Raw genomic sequence first — 17,682 nt, 5'->3', positions numbered from 1 at the left:
TTGTCCGCTGCATTCCGCCGCCTCGCCGGACTCGCCGCGGCCGCCGCGCTGCTGGTCACGGCCGCCCCCGCTCCCACGCCCGCCACGGCCGCGGGCACGCCGGCCGCCGACGCCGTCGTCCCGATCGACTGGGACCGGTTCGAGGCCGGCCTCCCGTCCGACGCGCAGGCGGAGCGCACCCGCGCGATCCTGCTGAACTCCAGCGAGTACTCCCTGCGCACCTGGTACCCCGCCACGTACGGCGACCAGACCGGCGACCACCTGGACCTCGGCGGCGTCGGCGAGGGGCAGATCCGCCCGCCGGGCAGCGCCGCGCTCGGCCTCGCCACCGCCCTGGCCACCGGCGCCTACGACGCCGCGGCCACCGGCGTGCCGGAGGAGCAGGCCCGTGAGGTGGCGATCCGGCTGATCACGTCGATCGCCTACCGGCACGAGGCGAACTCGTCCGGCGGCTGGGGCACGGCGTGGCAGAGCGCGCTCTGGGCGTTCAACGCCGCGTTCGGCGGCTGGCTGCTGTGGGACGACCTGACGGCGGAGGACCGCGAGCTGGTGGCCCGCATGGTGCGGGCGGAGGCCGACGTCTTCCTCGACTACACCGTGCCCTACTACCAGCGCCCGGACGGCACCGTCGTCACCCCGGGCGACAGCAAGGCCGAGGAGAACGCGTGGAACGCCGCGTTCCTCAACCTCGCCGTCGCGATGATGCCCGCGAACCCGAACGTCGGGGTCTGGCAGGACAAGGCGCTGGAGCTGATGATCTCGGCCTACTCCCGGCCGAGCGACCTGCGCGACGACACCGTCGTCAACGGCAAGCCGCTGAGCGACTGGCTGAACGGCTCGAACATCTTCGAGGACGGCACGCTGGTCAACCACAGCCGCATCCACCCCGACTACTTCACCAGCATCGCCAACAGCGTCGGCGCGCCGCTGGCGTACGGGCTGGCCGGCCGCGACACCCCGCGCGCGGCGCTGCACAATGCGGGCGTCGTCTACCGGGCGCTGGCCGACCACCAGTTCGCCGCGCCGCCGTACGCCGCCCCTGGCGGCACGATCTACCGGCGCGACGCGTCGGGCGCGGCCACCGCCGACATCTACTACCCGCAGGGCAACGACTGGGGGACCGGCCGGCAGCTGCACTTCCTGCTGCTGGACACGCTCGCCGACGCCTACGGGTTCGACGACGGCGGCGACGTGCCGGCCGCCGACTGGGCCGCGGCGCACGCCCAGCGCGTGCTGGACATGCAGGCCCGCTTCGACGACGGCCGCACGTATGGCGCGGCGTCGGAGGACACCTACTCCGGCCGCGAGCAGTGGGTGGCGCTGCTGGCCGCGCGCACCTACCTGACCCACTGGCTCGGCCACAACGCGCAGGTCGGGTTCACCGACCAGGCGTTCCCGGTGCGGCCGGGCGACCGGCCCGGCGCGACGCTCACCCTGGACGCGGCCCCCGCCTACCCCCGCGGCGTGGCGACGCCGCTGACCGTCACCGTGCACAGCGAGTCCGACGCCCCGCTGCACCGGCTCACGATCGGCCTCGACCTCCCGGACGGCTGGACGGCGACGCGCGAAGGCACCGCGGACGGCATGCTGCCGCCCGGCGGCACCGCGACGGTGACCTGGCAGGTGACCGCCCCGGAGCACGCCGGCGACAACGCCGCCGAGCTGGCGGTCAGCGCCCGCTACCGCCACTACGGCGTGCAGCGTGAGCTCTCGGACACGGCCTCGGTCGCGGTGCCGCCCGGGGTCAACGTCGCGCTCGGCCGGCCGGTGACGGTGTCGTCGGCGCTGCGCGCGAACACCGGCGGCGAGCTGGCCGTCGACGGCGCCCGCACTGACGCCAGCCGCTGGCTCTCGGCCGAGGGCGACCCGGCGCCGTGGCTGGTCGTCGACCTCGGCGAGCCCGTCCGCATCGCCGAGATCCACGTCTTCTCCGGCTACGTGAAGACCGGCCACGACCCGACGACGACGCTGAAGGACTTCGCCGTCGAGGTCCGCACGCCCGCCGGCTGGCAGCGCGTCGCCGCCTACACCGGCAACGTCGCGCACCACGTGGCGGCCGACGCCGCCGGAGTGACCGGCGACCAGGTCCGGCTGTCCGTCACCGATCCGTCCGCCAGCACCATCGACGTCGCGCGGGTCTTCGAGCTCGAGGTCTACCGGGAGGGGTCCTGATGCGTGCACCGCTCGCGCTGGCCGTGCCGGCGCTCCTGATCGCACCGCTCGCGCTCGCCGCACCGGCGCCCGCCGTGGCCGCGGCCGAGACGATCTTCGCCGACGACTTCTCCGGGGGCCTGGACGGCTGGCAGGCCGTCACCGGCGCGACCTCGGAGTGGACCGTCGCCGACGGCGTCGTCGGCATCGACACCCGGCAGCAGTCGTCCGGGCGGTACCTGGCGCCGTCGGCCGGCGTGACGCTGCCGGACCAGTACGAGGTGACCGTGCGGGTCCGGTTCGAGGCGGCCGCGGCCAGCCCGACGGTCAACCTGCTCACCGACTGGCGGGCGCCGCTGGCGGCCAACCAGCGCAACCTGGCCGCCCAGCTCACCGGCGCCGGGACGATGCAGGTGGCCCGCCCGCTCGGTGGCGGCACCGTCTGCTCCGGACCGGTGCCGACCAGCTTGAACGAGTGGCACGACCTCACCATCCGGCGGGCCGCCGGCGTCTCCGTCGTCGAGGTCGACGGCGAACGGGTCGCGGCCGTCGCGTCGCCCGAGGCGGGCGGCACTGTCGGCCTGGGCGTCTACCACGCCAAGGCGTCGTTCGACGCGATCGAGGTGCGCACGCTCGACGAGGTGCCGGCCGACCACCCGGACCAGGCCACCGGCTGCGACTGGACCCCGCCCGGCGCGCCCGACGACGACCAGCCCGTGCTGGTGAACCAGAGCGGCTACAACGTCGACCAGGCCAAGCGGTTCACCGCGCCGCTGGCCGAGGACGGCGCCACGTTCACCGTCGAGGACGCTGCCGGCGCCGTGCGGTTCGAGGGCGCCGTCACCGGCGGCGTCGGCGACTTCACCGACTTCCGGCCCTCCGGGAGCGGGCCGTACACCGTCACCGTCACCGGCGAGAACGGCACGGCGACGTCGGTGCCGTTCGGCATCGGCGCGGACTGGATCGAGCGGGTGTCCTACCGCAACGCCATCGGGTTCATGACCGACGTGCGCTGCTACTACGGCGACTTCGCGGCCTTCGTACACGGCGGCACCGACAGCCGGAACTGCGCCCTGGGCGTGGCGTGGCGCGACTCGCACCAGATGTCGTACGAGCTGCCCACGCTCATCGACCTGTACCTCGCCAACCCGTCGGCGTTCCAGCGGATCACCGACCCCGACGCGGTGTACGAGGGGCTGCCGGTCGAGCTGCCCGCCACCACGCCGGAGATCGTCCGGCTGATCCACTGGGCGGTCGAGGTGTACCTGGACGCGGAGGTCGACCACACGCTGCTGAAGGAGCAACTGGCCGCGTTCCTGGCCGCCTACCCGTACCTGGAGGAGTACATCCCGCGGTCGGTCTACGAGCGCGTGCGCGACTACCTCTTCCCGATCTGGGGCCAGGAGTCGAAGCAGCGCTACGCCTGGCACGACTACACCCCGCACACCGCCGACCTGTTCCAGACCTACACCCAGATCGGCACCGGCAAGGGCGAGTTCCCCGTCGGCCACTCCGTCCTGCCCAACCTGCACATGTACGAGGTGGCCGTGCGCGAGGGCCGTGACGACGCCGGCGCCTACCTGACCGCGGCACGCGACCAGGCGGCGTGGATCATCGAGAACGTCGACCCCGCGGACCCCGCGGTGACCAAGGGCCAGCGTCAGGGGGAGTACCACCTGATCACCGGGCTGGCCCGGTTCCTCGCTGGTCACCCGGAGCAGGCGCCGGCAGGCGCCGCGGCGTTCGTCGCGAACTGGGCGCGCACGGCGGTGGAGCGGTCGGACAACCTGTGGGACTTCCGCCGCTACTCCGACGAGCGTTGGACCATCCCGTCGTTCACCGGCGGCGGCGCCGAAGACCCGAACGAGACCGGCAACGTCGCAGGCTTCCCGGCCGCGGCGCTGGCCGCGGCGCAGGTGCTCGGCGACGACCCGCTGGCCGGCCGGCTGCGCGAGATCGCCACCGCGCACGTCGACAACATCTTCGGCCGCAACCCGACCGGGCGGCACGCCTCGTTCCGCGGCGCCACGGACGAGTGGGGCTTCGAGGGCGTCGACCTGGGCTGGTACTCGGAGTACCAGGGTGGCGCGGGCCGGTTGCAGGGCGCGCGCGGCGTGCTCGACGGCAGCCCCAAGAACGCCCACTACCCGTTCCATCCCGAGGCCGGGAACCTCGGCCACTCCGAGGGCTGGGTCACCTTCAACACCGCCTGGAACGAGGCGCTGGCCTGGCGCGCCGCCGACGCCACCGAGATCGCCGTCGTCGACGGCTCCGGCACGGCGCTGGCCGAGATCCCCGCCGGCCGCACGGCCACCGTCCGCCTCACCGCCCCGCTCAACCTCGACCCGGAGGCGATCGACACCGGCGAGGTGCGCGTGCGGGTCGGTGACGGGGAGCCGGCCACGCTGACGGTGCGGCAGGACGGCGCCGCCGCGACGACGTCGAGCGCGACGCTGGACCCGTCGGCCCTCGGCGCCGGGCCCGGCGACGTCGTCACGGTCTCGTACGGCTACGGCGCGTTCGCGGAGCAGGCGTCGGTCGCGGTCGTGCCGGCGGCCGCGGCCGACGCCGTCGACGGCATCGCGGCCACCGACCTGCCGGCGCGGGTCGCCGTCGCCGGCGAGGAGGTCGTCAGCCTCGACGGGGAATGGAGCTTCCGCACCGACCCGGCCGCCGACTGGGACACCATGACCGTCCCCGGCAACTGGGATGTGCACGACCGGTACGCGAACCACCGCGGCAAGGGCTGGTACCAGCGCGGCTTCGAGACGCCTCCCGTCGCCGACGGGGAACGGGTGCGGCTGCACTTCGGCGCGGTCTACTGGGACTCCCGCGTGTGGCTGAACGGTGAACTGCTCGGCGAGCACCACGCCGGGTACACGCCGTTCGAGTACGACGTCACCGACCTGCTCGAGCCCGGCGAGAACGTCGTGCTGGTCGAGGCCGACAACGGCTTCGGCCAGGGCGCCTGGTGGCCGTGGGGCGGCATCTCGCGGTCGGTCTCGCTGGTGACCACCGCCGACGTGCGCATCGACCGGCAGGAGGTCGTGGCGGTGCCCGACCTCGGGCTGGGCACGGCGGCGGTGATGTCGACGGTGTTCCTGTCCAACGCCGGCGACACCGACCGCGCCGTGACGGTGACGGGCACCCTCACCGACCCCGACCGCGCCGAGCCGCTGCCGGTGGCCGGCGGCACGCTGACGGCGACAGTCACCGTCCCGGCCGGCGGGACGGCGACCGCGGACCTGACCGCGCGGCTGGCGGCCGGGACGTACGACCTGTGGTCGGTGGACCACCCGGCGCTCTACCGCATCGAGACCGCGCTCGACGCCGGGCACGCCGTCAGCGAGCGGTTCGGCATCCGCAAGATCGAGCTCGACGGGACGTCGTTGCTGCTCAACGGCGAACCGGTGCGGCTGTCCGGCTACAACCGGGTCTCCGACGACCGGGTGTCGGGCAACGTGGAGCCGACCGCGCTGGTGCGGCGCGACCTCGACCGCATGAAGGGCGCCGGTGCGAACCTCACCCGCATCATGCACGTCCCGCAGGCGCCGGAGCTGCTCGACTACGCCGACGAGATCGGCCTGCTGCTCATCAGCGAGGTACCGGTGTGGGGCGGCAACCGGGACATCTCACCGGCCGGGTACCCGGCGATCCAGGCCGAGCTGACGGAGATGGTGCACCGCGACTTCAACCACCCGAGCGTGTTCGCCTACTCGGTGGCCAACGAGATCGCCGCGCACACCCCGGTGGGCCGCGAGTACGACCGCGTCATGGCCGACTTCACCCGCGCGCTGGACCCGACCCGCTACGTGACCCAGGTGAGCAACTCCTACACCCACGCGCAGCGGCCCGAGGACGACGGCTCGTTCTACATGGACTTCGTCAGCATCAACATGTACGGCGACTTCGCGCGGAACGCCGACCACGCCCACAGTCTGTGGCCGGACAAGCCGGTCTTCGTCTCGGAGTACAGCCCGGACAGCTTCACCTTCCCGGTGACCCGCGAGCACCTCGACTTCCGTACCGGCGCCGGCGCGCAGGCCGCGGCGTTCGCGGACCGGCCGTGGCTGATCGGGTGGTCGCAGTGGACGTTCAACGACTACCGCAGCGGCTACCCGGGCACCTCGCCCAACCAGGTGCGCGGCTGGGGCGTCGTCGACGTGTGGGGCCGGCGCAAGCAGGCCTACGCGCAGGTGCGGGAGGCGAACGCGCCGGTCGCCGGGCTGCGGCTGACCGGTGGTGACAGCGGCGCCTCTGACGGCCGGGTGAGCATGGCCGAGCTGACGCCGCGGGGCGCCGGCGACGCGCCCGCCCACGTGCTGCGCGGCTACCGGCTGGCCTGGCAGGCCACCGACGCCGCGGGCGAGGTCGTCGCGAGCCGCATCGTCGACCTGCCGGACATCGCGCCCGGCGCCGACGTGCTGCGGCTGCCCGTGGGCTGGGCCGACGACGGCTCCGCCGTGACGCAGCGGGTCAGCCTGCTCGCGCCCACCGGGCACGAGGTGGCGGTGGCGACGGCGGCCGTGCGTCCTCCGGCCGCGCCGTCGCTGGCCTCGGTCGTCGAGGCGGCGGGTGCCGTCCGCGTCCGCTATGCCGAGGTGCCCGGCGCCGAGTCCTACCGCGTGACGGCGCGCGTGGACGGCGAGGTCGTGGCGACGGCCGACACCGTCGAGGCGTTCGCCGACCTCACCGGGCTGCCGGACGGCGAGCCGGCCGAGGTTGTCGTGGCCGCGGTCAACGCCGCGGGCGCGACGGAGGCCGAACCGGTGACCGCCACCCCCGGCGCGGACGCCGGCGCGCTGCCGCCGCGGCTGGCCACGGTGGTCCCGGTGCGGTCCGGCCTGGTGCTCGGTTTCTCCGACGGTCGCGCCGGCGGCAGCTACGAGGTCGCCGTCACCGACGCGCGCACCGGCGAGGAGGTGCACCGGTACGAGACCTCCGTGCGCGGCTCGACCCGCGTGGACGGCCTCGCCGCCGGTCGCGCGTACGAGCTGCGGCTGCGCCGTCTGGAGGCCGATGGCGCCGCCGGAGCCTGGAGCGAGCCGCTGACCGGCACGACGCTGTCCGCACGGTCGGCGCCGGAACTGACGGCGCACGGCGTGGTGGCCGGCGCCACCTCGGCGGCCGTGGGGGTGACGCCGTCCGACGGCGTCGAGCGCTACCACGTCCGCGTCGCCGGGCCGGGAACCGGTGGACGGCGCGACTTCACCGTCGAGCGGGCCGGTGTCGAGCTGCTGCCCATCGCCGGCCTGGAGCCGGACAGCGCGTACGTCGTCACCGTCCGGGCCGAGACCGCGACCGGGCTGTCGCGGCCGTGGACGGCGCCGTTCCGCACCGCGTCCGCCGCGGGGGAGGCGCCGGCCGCGCCGGACGGGCTCGCCGTCTCCGGTGCCGTGCTGAGCTGGGACGCCGTCGACGGCGCGGCCGGCTACCTGGTGACCCGCGCGGCCTGCGGGACCACCACGACGCTGGCCGTCACCACCGGCACGTCGGTGGAGCTCGGCCCGGCCGGGCGCAGCGGCGGCGGCTACACCGTGACGTCGCTGGCCGACGGGCACATCGGCCAGCCGTCCGAGCCGGTGGTGGTCGACGAGCCGGAGAACTGCACCGTCACGGTCACCGTCGGCGACACCGAGCCACGACCCGACGGCACGGTCCCGTTCGCCGCGGCGGGTGCCTGGTCGGCCAGCTCGCTGCCCGGTCCCGACGGCGCCGGGTCGCTCTACAGCAACACCCGCGGCGACACCGCGACGTGGACCCCCGGCCTGCCCGAGGCGGGGCGCTACGAGGTGCGGGCCTGGTTCCCGGCCGACGCCAACACGACCACCGACGCCCTGTTCACGGTCACGCACGCCGGCGGGACCGCGGAGGTCACCGTCGACCAGAAGGCGCAGGGCGGTGCGTGGCTGCCGCTCGGGACGTGGGAGTTCGCGGCCGGGACCGGCTCGTCGGTCGTCCTGTCCGCGGTGTCGGCCGGCTACACCCGAGCGTCCGCCGTCCAGTTCGTCCCCGCGGCCGGATCCTGATGTTCCCTTCACGGAGGTACCGATGACCAGCACCTACACCCGTCGCGGGTTGCTCCGGCTGGCCGGCCTGGGCGCCGGAGCGGTGGCGCTGGGCGGCTGCGCGCCGTCCGCCCCGGGCGCGGACAGCCCGGCCACGGGCGGCGCGTCCGAGGACGCCGCCGACCCCACCGACTTCAGTTTCGCCTCGTGGTCGCTGTCGGAGGAGGCGGCCGCGCCCGTCGTGCAGGCCCAGCTGGACGCCTACGCGGCCGAGCACGACATCGCGATCAAGGGAGTGACCTACCCGTTCAACGAGTACCTCAACCAGCTGGTGCTCCAGATCCGCGGCGGGCAGTTCAGCGGCGCCGCGCAACTCGACGTCGCCTGGCTCGGCGTGGTCGCCCCGCTCGGCGCGCTGCGCGACCTCGGCGCCGTCGTGTCCGGCAGCGGCTACACCGACGCCGCCGTCCGGGCCGGGCAGATCGACGGCACCCAGTGGGGCGTCCCCTGGACCATCGGCGCCATCGGCATGGTCACGAACACCGAGTTGCTCGGCCGGATCGGCGCCACCTCGGCGCCGGAGACGATCGAGGACTTCGAGGCCGTGCTGACCGAGCTGAAGGCACTCGGCGACGGCATCGTCCCCTACGCCGCCATGACCAAGCCGGCCCAGATGAAGGACATCCTGACCTGGATGGAGACCTTCGGCAGCCCGCTCATCGACGGCGACACCGTGAGCATCGGCGACGAGCCCAGCGTCGAGGCGGTCGCCTGGTACAAGCGGCTCTACGACGCCGGGATCATCGCGCCCGACGTCGACCGGTTCGACGCCCGGGCGCTGTTCGGCCAGGGCAAGGTCGGGATCTACGACGACGCCGTCAAGGGCACCGCGGCCACGATCGCCGACTCGCCGGACCCGGAGCTGGCGGCCAAGCTCGACGGGATCGCCCGGCCGGTCCTGGCCGCCGGTGACACGCCTCGGGCGCTGCTGTGGGGACACGTGATCGTCGTCGTGGACGGCGACGGGGCCGGCACCGCCACTGACTACGCCCGCTGGGTGACGTCGGACGAGGAGACGGTCGTGCAGTACTTCGAGGACATCCTGGCTCCGCCGGCGCTGGTCGCGGCGATCGACGCCCCGGAGGTGACCGCCCACGCGCTGACCGCCGCGTTCAACGAGCGCATCACCCCGCACGCCACGGCCAGCCCGTTCTGGCGCTTCCCGCAGTACGCGCAGATGGAGACCGTGGTCGCCGAGCAGGTGCAGGGCGTGCTGGTCGGCGACAGCTCACCGGCCGACGCCATGCGGGCGGCCGGCCAGGCCGTCCAGGCGCTCATCTGATGGGTGTGCCGACGCCCCTGGTGCGCGCCGTCGCGGACCGTACGGCGGCCTGCCCGGTCACGATCTGGGGGTTCGGGATCGACGGGACGCTGTCCGGGCTGGTCCGCGCGTCGGCGGCGCTCGACGACCCCGTGTACGCCGACCGGGTGGCGGCCCTCGTCGGCCCGGCCCTGGACGGCCCGCCGGCGCCCACCGACCACCTGATCCCCGTCCCGGCGCTGCTGGCACTGCGCGAGGCGCGCCCGCTGACGGCCGTCGACGCCGCCTGCGAACGGTGGGCGGCGGCCGTTCTCGACGCGCCCGAGGCCTGGCCGGACGGGCCGCGGGTGCACCGGCCGGACCTCGAGCCGTGGTCGTCGACCATCTGGGTGGACTGCATGCACACCGACGGGCCGGGGCTGGCGGCGCTGGGCCGGTTGCCGGAGGCGGTGGAGTACGCGGCCGCCTACGCGGCCGTGCTGCAGCGCGACGACGGCCTGTTCCACCACGGGTACGACGTCGCCGCCCGGCGGGGCAACGGCGTGGCCTGGGGCCGCGGCCAGGCGTGGGCGCTGTTCGGGCTGGTCGACACGGTGCGCGCCGCGCCGGACGACGCCCTGGTCGCTCGCCTGGCCCGCCTGGTCGAGGCGCTGGCCGAGCACGAGGACGACGGCCGCTGGCACACCGTCGTCGACGACCCCGCGTCGCCCGTCGAGCACAGCGTCGCGGCCTACCTCGCCTGGGGGCTACGCCGGGCCGTACGGCACGGGCTGGTCGACGCCGGGTACGCGGCGGTGGCCGACCGCGCCTTCGACGCCAGCCTCGCGATGCTCGACGACGGCACGCTGGTCGTGTCCGAGGCGACGCCGGTCGGGGACCGCCAGAACTACGTCAGCCGGGCCACCGGGGTGTACCCCTGGGGCCAGGCGCCGGTCCTGCACGCCCTGCTGGACCGCATCGAGGAGGAGCCGAGCCGATGAAGGTCCAGACCGTCGAGACGTTCGTGCTGCGGGCGGCGCCCGACGAGGTCTACTGGGGCGCCCGCGCGTGGAGCGCCGGCCACGGCCGCCCGCTGGTGGAGTACCCGCCGCCGGCGCGGCGACGCTATGTCTACAGCGAGACCATCGACACCGTCCTGGTGAAGGTCACGACGTCCGACGGCGCGACCGGCTGGGGCGAGGCGAAGGCGCCGGTCGGCGGCCGGGCCACGGCGGCGATCGTCGACGACCTGCTCACGCCGCTCGTCCTCGGCAGCCGGCTGGACGAGCTCGCCGCCACCTGGGAGCGGATGTACGCCGGCATGCGGGTGCGCGGCCACGACTCCGGGTTCTGGCTCGAGGCGCTGGCCGGCGTCGACATCGCGCTGTGGGACGCCTGGGCGCGGACGCTCGGCCAGCCGCTCTGGGCGCTGCTCGGCGGCCGGTTCCGCGACACCGTCCCGGTGTACGCGTCGGGGGTGCCGGCCGGGTCGTCCGACGCCGCCGGCCAGGACGCCGTCCGGGCCGAGGCCGAGCGGCTGCGCGACCAGGGCTACCGGGCGGTGAAGGTGGCGATCGGCGGGACCCCGGATGATGACGTCGCCTCGGTGCGGACCGTGCGCTCGGTGTTCGGGCCGTCCGCCGCCGTGTTCGCCGACGCGGCGGGGCAGTACGAGCTGCCGCAGGCGCTGCGGGTGGGCCGGGCGCTGCAGGAGCTGGGTGCCGGCTTCTTCGAGATGCCGCTGCCGCCGGAGGACATCGCCGGCTACGGGCGCCTGGCTGCGGCGCTGGACGTGCCGCTCGCGCTGGACAGCCTGGCGACTCGGCACCGGGCACTGGCGTTCCTGCGCGCCGGCGGCCTGCACGTGCTGCAGCCGGACGTGTGCCGGGCCGGCGGCGTCACCGAGACCATGCGCATCGCCGCCCTGGCCGACGCGTTCGGCGCCCAGGCGACGCCGCACGTGAGCATCGGCTCGCCCATCCACGTGGCGGCCAGCGTGCAGTGCGCGGCGGCCATGCCCAACTTCGCGATCATGGAGTACTGGATCGGCGCCAACCCGCTGGCCGTGGTGGCGCCCGACGCGCTCACGCCGTCGGCCTCGGCGATCGAGGTCCCGCCGGGACCGGGCCTGGGTATCACCGTCGACGAGGACGCCGTGCGCCGTCTCGCGGCGTGAGGGCCGCCCCGTGCTCAGGCGCGCAGGTTGATCAGCGTGGGCCCGGTGCGGGTGCCGTCGGAGCGGGACAGCGCGACGACGCAGTGGCCGGCCGGGATGCGGGTGACGATGTCGGAGACCGTCCACCGGGGCCGCTCGACCCGGCGCAGGTTGGTGCCCTTGGTGACGCCCCAGTTGCGGGTCTCGCCGTCGGAACGGTTCCAGCCGCCGCGGCTGTCGCGGGAGCTGCCGCTGGTGCGGGCCAGGCCGGTCGCCTCGCCCTGGCTGTAGCTGACCTCGGACACCCAGTGGTCGCCGAACCAGTCGGAGAACACCTTGGCGTCGACGGGGTCGATGCCGCCGAACACCGCCTTGCAGCCGACCGACCCGAACACCGTGGCCCGCACCTGCACCGGGAAGTCGCTGATGGTCTGTGCCAGCAGGATGAGCCCGGCGTTGTTGGAGCGCAGCTTCTGCACACCGCGGGCGACGTAGTCGTCGACGAAGCGGCCGGCTTCGTCGATGGCGAGCGCCTTGAAGATGCCGCGGTTGGTGTCGGGAGCGGACGTGACCTGCACGAACTGCGACACCACCAGCCGGGCCAGGATGCGGGTGGCGTCGGGGAACTCGGCCTCGGGCAGCGACACCCGCACCCGCGTCGGCTTGTTGATGTCGTGCATGCGGAAGGTCTTCTCGCGGTCGAACAACTCCATCAGCCGCGGCCGGGCCAGCAGCTGGAACCGTTCGACCAGCGACGCGGCGGGGTCGGCGTTGCGGGCCTGCTGGTCGCGGCGGCTGTCGAGCAGCGCCTTGGCCTCCTTGCCCTCGGACCCGCGCAGGTTCGCCTTCACCTGGTCGGTCATGCCCTGCTCGGAGCGCAGCAGCGCCAGCATCTCGCGGATCTTCGGCCACCGCCCGAACGCCAGGTGGAACGGCGCCAGGCACGCGTACAGCGCGTTGCGCGAGCCGTCCATGAAGTAGGCCATGTCGTCGGTGACGTACGGCGGTAGCATGGCGCTGGCCAGCCGGTCGGCCGCGGTGTCGGGGTGCTGGGTGCCGCCGTAGAGGTCGAACCCGGTGGTGGGGTTGAGGGGGTCGATGGTGACGTCGAACCAGCCCTGGTGCGCGAAGTCGTCGCCCTTGGGGTCGACGACGACCACGCTGGACTGCCCGGCCAGCGCCGACAGCGACAGGTGCTCGACGATGGGCAGCGCGAACCCGCGCGTCTTGCCCGACCCGGGCGGCCCGATGACCAGCAGCGACGTGCGCAACACGTCGTGGTCGACGCCGAAGTCCTGGGCGATGACGGTGTCGGCGTGGGGGTCCTGGACGGTGCGGCCGAGCCGGACCTGCCCGAGCGCGAGGTTGTGCTTGGCCAGCCGCGGCACCGGGAGGTCGTGCAGCGCCGACGGGTGCGCCAGCGCGGCCGGGCCGTACCGGACGATCTCGTCGGCCAGCTGCGCCAGCGCGGTGGCGTCGCCGGACCGGGCGTCGAGCGCGCCGGCGATGCGGGCGGTGTCGACGTCGGACAGCCGGCCGTCCTGGACCAGCCGGTCCATGGCCACGGCGGCGTCGGGATGGGCGTCGCGCAGCACGTCCCACGGGGTGTCGCCGCGGCGGCGTCGTCGGATCGGCATGGCTCCCCTAAGCGTTCTTCCGCAGGTAGGCGTCGAGCCGCTTGATGCGCGCGGCCAGCGCCGGGTGGGTGCTGAACAGCCGGGCCCGCAGCACGAAGGTGCGGCGGTCGTCGTCCATGCCCTGACGCAGCCAGTCCTCGAACACCTCGACCAGCGCGTGCCCGTAGCCGAGGTTGGCGGCGATGCGGTCGGCGCGGTACTCGCTGCGCCGCGCCAGCCAGGGCAGGATCAGCGGCGTCAGCACGATCAGCGCGACCGTCGGCGGCGCCCACACCTGCCCGGAGCGCACCGCCGTGAGCATGAGCACCGTCACGAAGAACAGCACGAACAGCAGCAGCGACCACGTGATGACCTTGGCGACGAACGACGCCAGCCCCGGCATGCGGGCGACCACCGCGAACAGCATGGAGAACAGCGCGACCACCAGTCGCAGCACGAGCCGCAGCGCCCGGGTGAGCAGCCGCGCCGGCACGGAGTACCAGTAGGCCAGCAGGTTGCTCCACGGGTGCCCGCCGAGGTGGTGGCCCAGCTCGTGCGCCAGCACCGCGGCCAGGTGGTGGTGCGGCATGGCCTCGAGCGTCTTGCGGGTGACGGTGACGATGTGCCCGGACGCCGCGTAGGCGTTGAGCGCGTCGCTGTCCTCGATGAACAGCTGGTACCTGCCACCGTCGCGCCCGGCGGACTGGGTGACCTCGATCCAGGCGTGCTCCAGCCGCTCGCGCTCGCTGGGCGTGGGCCGGCGGGCGCGCAGGAAGAACCGGGCGACCGCGACCTCGACCGGCCGGTAGAAGATCAGCACGCCGCTGGCCAGCCACAGCACCATGCAGAGAATCGGCACCACGGTGGTGTTGCCCACCAGCGCGCCGATGCCCAGCCCGGCCATGCCGACGACGGTGAGGCTGAACACGAACCACGGCAGCGCCAGCACCAGCGAGGCCAGCGTGGAGAGGTCGGCCCGGCGACGGTGCCGCAGCGGCCGCGGCGTGGTGGCGGCGGACGGCCCGGACCAGCGCTGCCGCAGTCCGGTGGCCGCCGGGGGATCGGGGTCGTCGAAGCCGCCCGGTGGCCCGCTGGGCCGCACGCCGGACGTCCGGCCGTCGTCGCTCATCGCCGCCTCCGATGAACTGGTTCCGTTGCTGGTTGTGAAAGTCACCATAACCGCTGGCTGTGACAACGTCAGGCAAGATCGTGAGCGCTGGACGGCCGGGCACCGTAGGGTCGAAGACGTGAGCGAGATCCATGAGCTGACCGGGTTGGAGCTGGCCACAGCGGTTCGCAAGCGCGAGGTGTCGCCGTCCGAGGTGGCCGATCACGCGCTCGAACGGGCCGAACGGCTCGACCCGTCCCTCGGCGCCTTCGTCACCCTGACCCCCGACCTCGCCCGCGAGCAGGCCGCCGAGGCCGAGATCCTGCTCCGGGAGTCCCGCTCCGGCGACGAGCTGCCGCCGTTCCTGGGCGTGCCGTGCCCCGTCAAGGACCTCGCGATGGTGGCCGGCGTGCCGTTCCGTTCCGGCAGCGCCGCCCTCGGCGACTTCGTGGCGCCCGCCGACGACGGCGTCGTCACGCTGCTGCGCCAGGCCGGCACGCTGATGCTCGGCAAGACGAACACCCCCGAGTTCGGCCTGCCGCCGTACACCGAGCCCGACATCGCGCCGCCGGCCCGCACGCCCTGGGACACCACGCGGTCGGCCGGCGGGTCCAGCGGCGGGTCGGCGGCGGCGGTCGCGGCCGGCATCGCGCCCATCGCCCACGGCAGCGACGGCGGCGGCTCCATCCGCATCCCGGCCAGCGCCTGCGGACTGGTCGGCCTCAAGCCCACCCGCGGCCGCGTCAGCCCCGGCCCGTACCGCCCCGAGGGCGCCGGCCTGGCGTCGAACGGCGTGCTCACCCGCGACGTCCGCGACACCGCGGCGCTGCTCGACGTGCTGTCGCACCAGTGGCCGGGCGACCTCTTCGCGCTCGCGCCGCCGCACACCACCTTCCTCGACGCCTGCGAGCGCGAGCCCGGGCAGGTGCGCATCGGCCTGCTGACCACGCCGGTCATCGTCGACGACGCACCCGTCGACGACGCCTGCCTTGCCGCCGTCGTCCGCACCGCGCGGCTGCTGGAGGACCTCGGCCACCAGGTCGAGCCGGCGCCGGTGCCGTTCACGGCCGAGCGCTGGGACTCCTTCGCGGCCATCTGGTCGGTGCTGGCGCTGAGCGCGCCGGTGCCGCCCGAGCACGAGCACCTGCTGCTGCCGCTGACCCGCTGGCTGCGCGAGCAGGGCCGGTCGGTCAGCGGCATCGACTACGCGTCGGCGCTCGGGCTGATCCAGACGACGACGCGCGAGACCGCGGCCACCTGGGCGGCCTACGACGTCATCCTGAGCCCCACCCTGGCGCGGCTCCCGGCGCCGGTCGGCTCGCAGCGCGACGACGCCGACCCCGCCGCCGACTTCGCCGCGCAGATGGCGTTCACGCCGTGGACCAGCGTCTGGAACCTCACCGGCTGGCCGGCCGTCAGCCTCCCGCTCGAGACGACCGAGGCCGACGGCGTCACGCTGCCGGTCGGCGTCATGCTCGGCGGCCGCCACGGAGCGGAGGAGACGCTGTTGTCGCTGGCCGCGCAGCTGGAGGCGGCCCGTCCGTGGCGCGATCGGAGGCCGCCCACATGGTGAGCTTCGGCCATTTCCTGGTGCCCGACGCGTCCCAGCCGCTGGTCGCCACCGCGCAACTGGCCGAGACCCTCGGGTTCGAGTACGCCGGCATCCAGGACCACCCGTACCAACGCCGCTTCGCCGACACCATCGCGTTGTCCAGCGCCGTCCTCACCGCGACGTCCACCCTGCGCGTCTTCCCCGACGTCGCCTGCCTGCCGCTGCGCCCGCCCGGCGTGCTGGCCAAGACGGCGGCGTCGCTGGACGTGCTGTCCGGCGGACGGTTCGAGCTGGGGCTGGGCGCCGGGGCGTTCTGGGACGCCATCGAGGGCTACGGGGGCGTGCGGCGGACGCCGGGGGAGGCGCTGGCGGCGCTCGGCGAGGCCATCGAGGTGATCCGGCTGCTGTGGAGCGGCGAGCGCGGGTTGCGGTTCGAGGGCGACCACTACCACCTGCGCGGCGTGCACTCCGGGCCGCTGCCGGCGCACGACATCGGCATCTGGGTCGGGGCGTACGGCCCGCGGGCGCTGGCCCTGACCGGCCGCCTGGCCGACGGCTGGGTCCCCTCGATCAACGCCGACGTGCTGCGCCGGCTGCCCGAGCTGAACGAACGGGTCGACGCCGCCGCCGTGGCCGCCGGCCGCGACCCCTCCGCCGTCCGCCGCGTCTTCAACGTGGGCGGCGCCATCACCGACGGTGTCACTGAGGGCTACCTCGCCGGCCCGGTGTCGCAGTGGATCGACGAGCTGAACGTGCTGGCCACCGAGCACCGCGCCGACGTCCTGGTGTTCGGCGGCCCGCCCGGCCAGCTGCGCACGTTCGCCGAGGAGGTCATGCCCGCGGTCCGCGCCTCCCTCCCATGATCATCAAGGATCGACCCCACTCCGACGTGGTCGATCCTTGATGATCACAGGAGTGGCCGACGAACGCCGGATCCCGGGGCGCGAACCGGCCGCCGTCAGCCGGGGAGTGCGGTCACCGTGGCGTGGTAGCCGAGGTTGGACGAGATCTGGTCGGCGTGCTCGATGGCGATCATCGCCAGCTCGTCCTGCCGGGCCGGCAGGTTCATCGCCGACAGCGGGCCCGACACCGACAGCGCCGCGATGACCTGCCCGGACCGGTCGCGGATCGGCGCCGCCACGCACGCCCGTCCGAACGCCAGCTCTTCCAACTCGGTGGCGTAGCCGCGGGAGCGGACCTCCTGCAGCGCCGCGGCCAGCTCGTCGTAGGACGAGATGGTGTGCGGGGTGTAGCGGGCGTACTCGGAGCCGATCAGCTCGCGCAGCTCGTCGGGCGGGAGCTCGCTGGTCAGCGCCTTCCCCATGGCGGTGGCGTGCAGCGGGCCGCCGCGGCCGATCAGGGTGGACGGCCGCGGCGCGTTGGCACCCTCGAAGTGGCAGAGGTAGAACAGGCTGGCGCCGTGGCGCTCGGCGACGTTGACGCCGAGGCCCAGCGTGGCGGCGAGGTTCTGTGCGAGCTGGCGCGACTGCTGGTGCACCGGCGACTGGTTCAGCCCGATGCCGGCCAGCGTGATGACCCGCGGCCCGACGCCGTACAGCCCGCTGCGCCCGTGGTGCGTCAGGTACCCCAGGTTGACCAGCGCGCCGACCAGCCGCGACACCGTCGACTGGCCCAGCCCGGTGGCGGCCACCAGCTCGGAGATGCGCCGCTCGGGGTGCTCCTCGGTGAACGCGGACAGCAGCGAGAGCGCGCGCTCGACGCTCTGGGTGCCGCCGGCGGACTCGCGGGCAGGTACTCGTGGCACGTTAATGATCCCCCACCATCTCGGAAC

10 protein-coding genes are annotated in these 17,682 nt (G+C 74.3%); 7 read left to right on the top strand and 3 right to left on the bottom strand.

Features of this window, described 5'->3' with window-relative positions:
* From BLU82_RS21525 to BLU82_RS21505, 5 genes are read left to right on the top strand one after another with little or no spacing between them, the layout of a single operon-like run.
* Complete coding sequence (locus tag BLU82_RS21525) at window positions 1–2,172, top strand: NEW3 domain-containing protein (RefSeq protein ID WP_092623113.1); 2,172 nt, start codon at window positions 1–3, stop codon at window positions 2,170–2,172.
* A complete protein-coding gene (locus BLU82_RS21520) occupies window positions 2,172–8,180 on the top strand; it encodes a glycoside hydrolase family 2 TIM barrel-domain containing protein (protein ID WP_092623112.1) in 6,009 nt (2,002 codons plus the stop codon). Before BLU82_RS21525 ends, BLU82_RS21520 begins: the two co-directional genes overlap by 1 nt.
* 22 nt (window positions 8,181–8,202) lie before the next feature.
* Window positions 8,203–9,501 carry an extracellular solute-binding protein gene (locus tag BLU82_RS21515; protein ID WP_092623111.1) on the top strand — a complete coding sequence of 433 codons (1,299 nt, stop codon included), beginning with the start codon at window positions 8,203–8,205 and terminating at the stop codon, window positions 9,499–9,501.
* A 5-nt stretch (window positions 9,502–9,506) separates the two neighbouring features.
* Window positions 9,507–10,460: a glycoside hydrolase family 88 protein gene (locus tag BLU82_RS21510; RefSeq protein WP_157741171.1), complete on the top strand. Its 954-nt coding sequence runs from the start codon at window positions 9,507–9,509 to the stop codon at window positions 10,458–10,460.
* A complete protein-coding gene (locus BLU82_RS21505) occupies window positions 10,457–11,635 on the top strand; it encodes a mandelate racemase/muconate lactonizing enzyme family protein (protein ID WP_092623109.1) in 1,179 nt (392 codons plus the stop codon). Before BLU82_RS21510 ends, BLU82_RS21505 begins: the two co-directional genes overlap by 4 nt.
* A 14-nt stretch (window positions 11,636–11,649) precedes the next feature.
* On the opposite strand, the gene BLU82_RS21500 is transcribed toward BLU82_RS21505, so the two are convergent.
* Both BLU82_RS21500 and BLU82_RS21495 read right to left on the bottom strand, forming a co-directional pair.
* A complete protein-coding gene (locus BLU82_RS21500) occupies window positions 11,650–13,251 on the bottom strand; it encodes a type IV secretory system conjugative DNA transfer family protein (protein WP_092623108.1) in 1,602 nt (533 codons plus the stop codon).
* A gap of 7 nt (window positions 13,252–13,258) precedes the next feature.
* Window positions 13,259–14,359 (bottom strand): M48 family metalloprotease, encoded by a 1,101-nt coding sequence (locus BLU82_RS21495; RefSeq protein ID WP_197682382.1) that lies wholly within the window; start codon window positions 14,357–14,359, stop codon window positions 13,259–13,261.
* 118 nt (window positions 14,360–14,477) lie between these two features.
* On the opposite strand from BLU82_RS21495, the gene BLU82_RS21490 reads away from it, so the two are divergent.
* Window positions 14,478–15,911: an amidase gene (locus BLU82_RS21490; RefSeq protein ID WP_197682381.1), complete on the top strand. Its 1,434-nt coding sequence runs from the start codon at window positions 14,478–14,480 to the stop codon at window positions 15,909–15,911.
* Window positions 15,905–16,753, top strand: coding sequence for an LLM class flavin-dependent oxidoreductase (locus BLU82_RS21485; protein WP_092626111.1), 849 nt, complete (start codon window positions 15,905–15,907; stop codon window positions 16,751–16,753). The genes BLU82_RS21490 and BLU82_RS21485 overlap by 7 nt, the downstream gene beginning before the upstream one ends.
* Window positions 16,754–16,848: 95 nt before the next feature.
* Here BLU82_RS21485 and BLU82_RS21480 read toward each other — a convergent pair whose 3' ends face one another.
* Window positions 16,849–17,655 carry an IclR family transcriptional regulator gene (locus BLU82_RS21480; protein ID WP_197682379.1) on the bottom strand — a complete coding sequence of 269 codons (807 nt, stop codon included), beginning with the start codon at window positions 17,653–17,655 and terminating at the stop codon, window positions 16,849–16,851.
* Between the last annotated feature and the right edge of the window lie 27 nt (window positions 17,656–17,682).

Origin of the sequence: Jiangella sp. DSM 45060, assembly GCF_900105175.1 — a bacterium.
Lineage (GTDB): Bacteria > Actinomycetota > Actinomycetes > Jiangellales > Jiangellaceae > Jiangella.
Note: the sequence above shows the minus strand (reverse complement) of the source record. Positions and strands in the feature narration are given on the sequence as shown.

What these genes read in the sequence shown, in the direction of transcription:
- BLU82_RS21520 (WP_092623112.1), top strand. Translation starts at nt 2,172, where the DNA reads ATGCGTGCACCGCTCGCGCTGGCCGTGCCGGCGCTCCTGATCGCACCG.
- BLU82_RS21515 (WP_092623111.1), top strand. Translation starts at nt 8,203, where the DNA reads ATGACCAGCACCTACACCCGTCGCGGGTTGCTCCGGCTGGCCGGCCTG.
- BLU82_RS21505 (WP_092623109.1), top strand. Translation starts at nt 10,457, where the DNA reads ATGAAGGTCCAGACCGTCGAGACGTTCGTGCTGCGGGCGGCGCCCGAC.
- BLU82_RS21500 (WP_092623108.1), bottom strand. Translation starts at nt 13,251, where the DNA reads ATGCCGATCCGACGACGCCGCCGCGGCGACACCCCGTGGGACGTGCTG.
- BLU82_RS21495 (WP_197682382.1), bottom strand. Translation starts at nt 14,359, where the DNA reads ATGAGCGACGACGGCCGGACGTCCGGCGTGCGGCCCAGCGGGCCACCG.
- BLU82_RS21485 (WP_092626111.1), top strand. Translation starts at nt 15,905, where the DNA reads ATGGTGAGCTTCGGCCATTTCCTGGTGCCCGACGCGTCCCAGCCGCTG.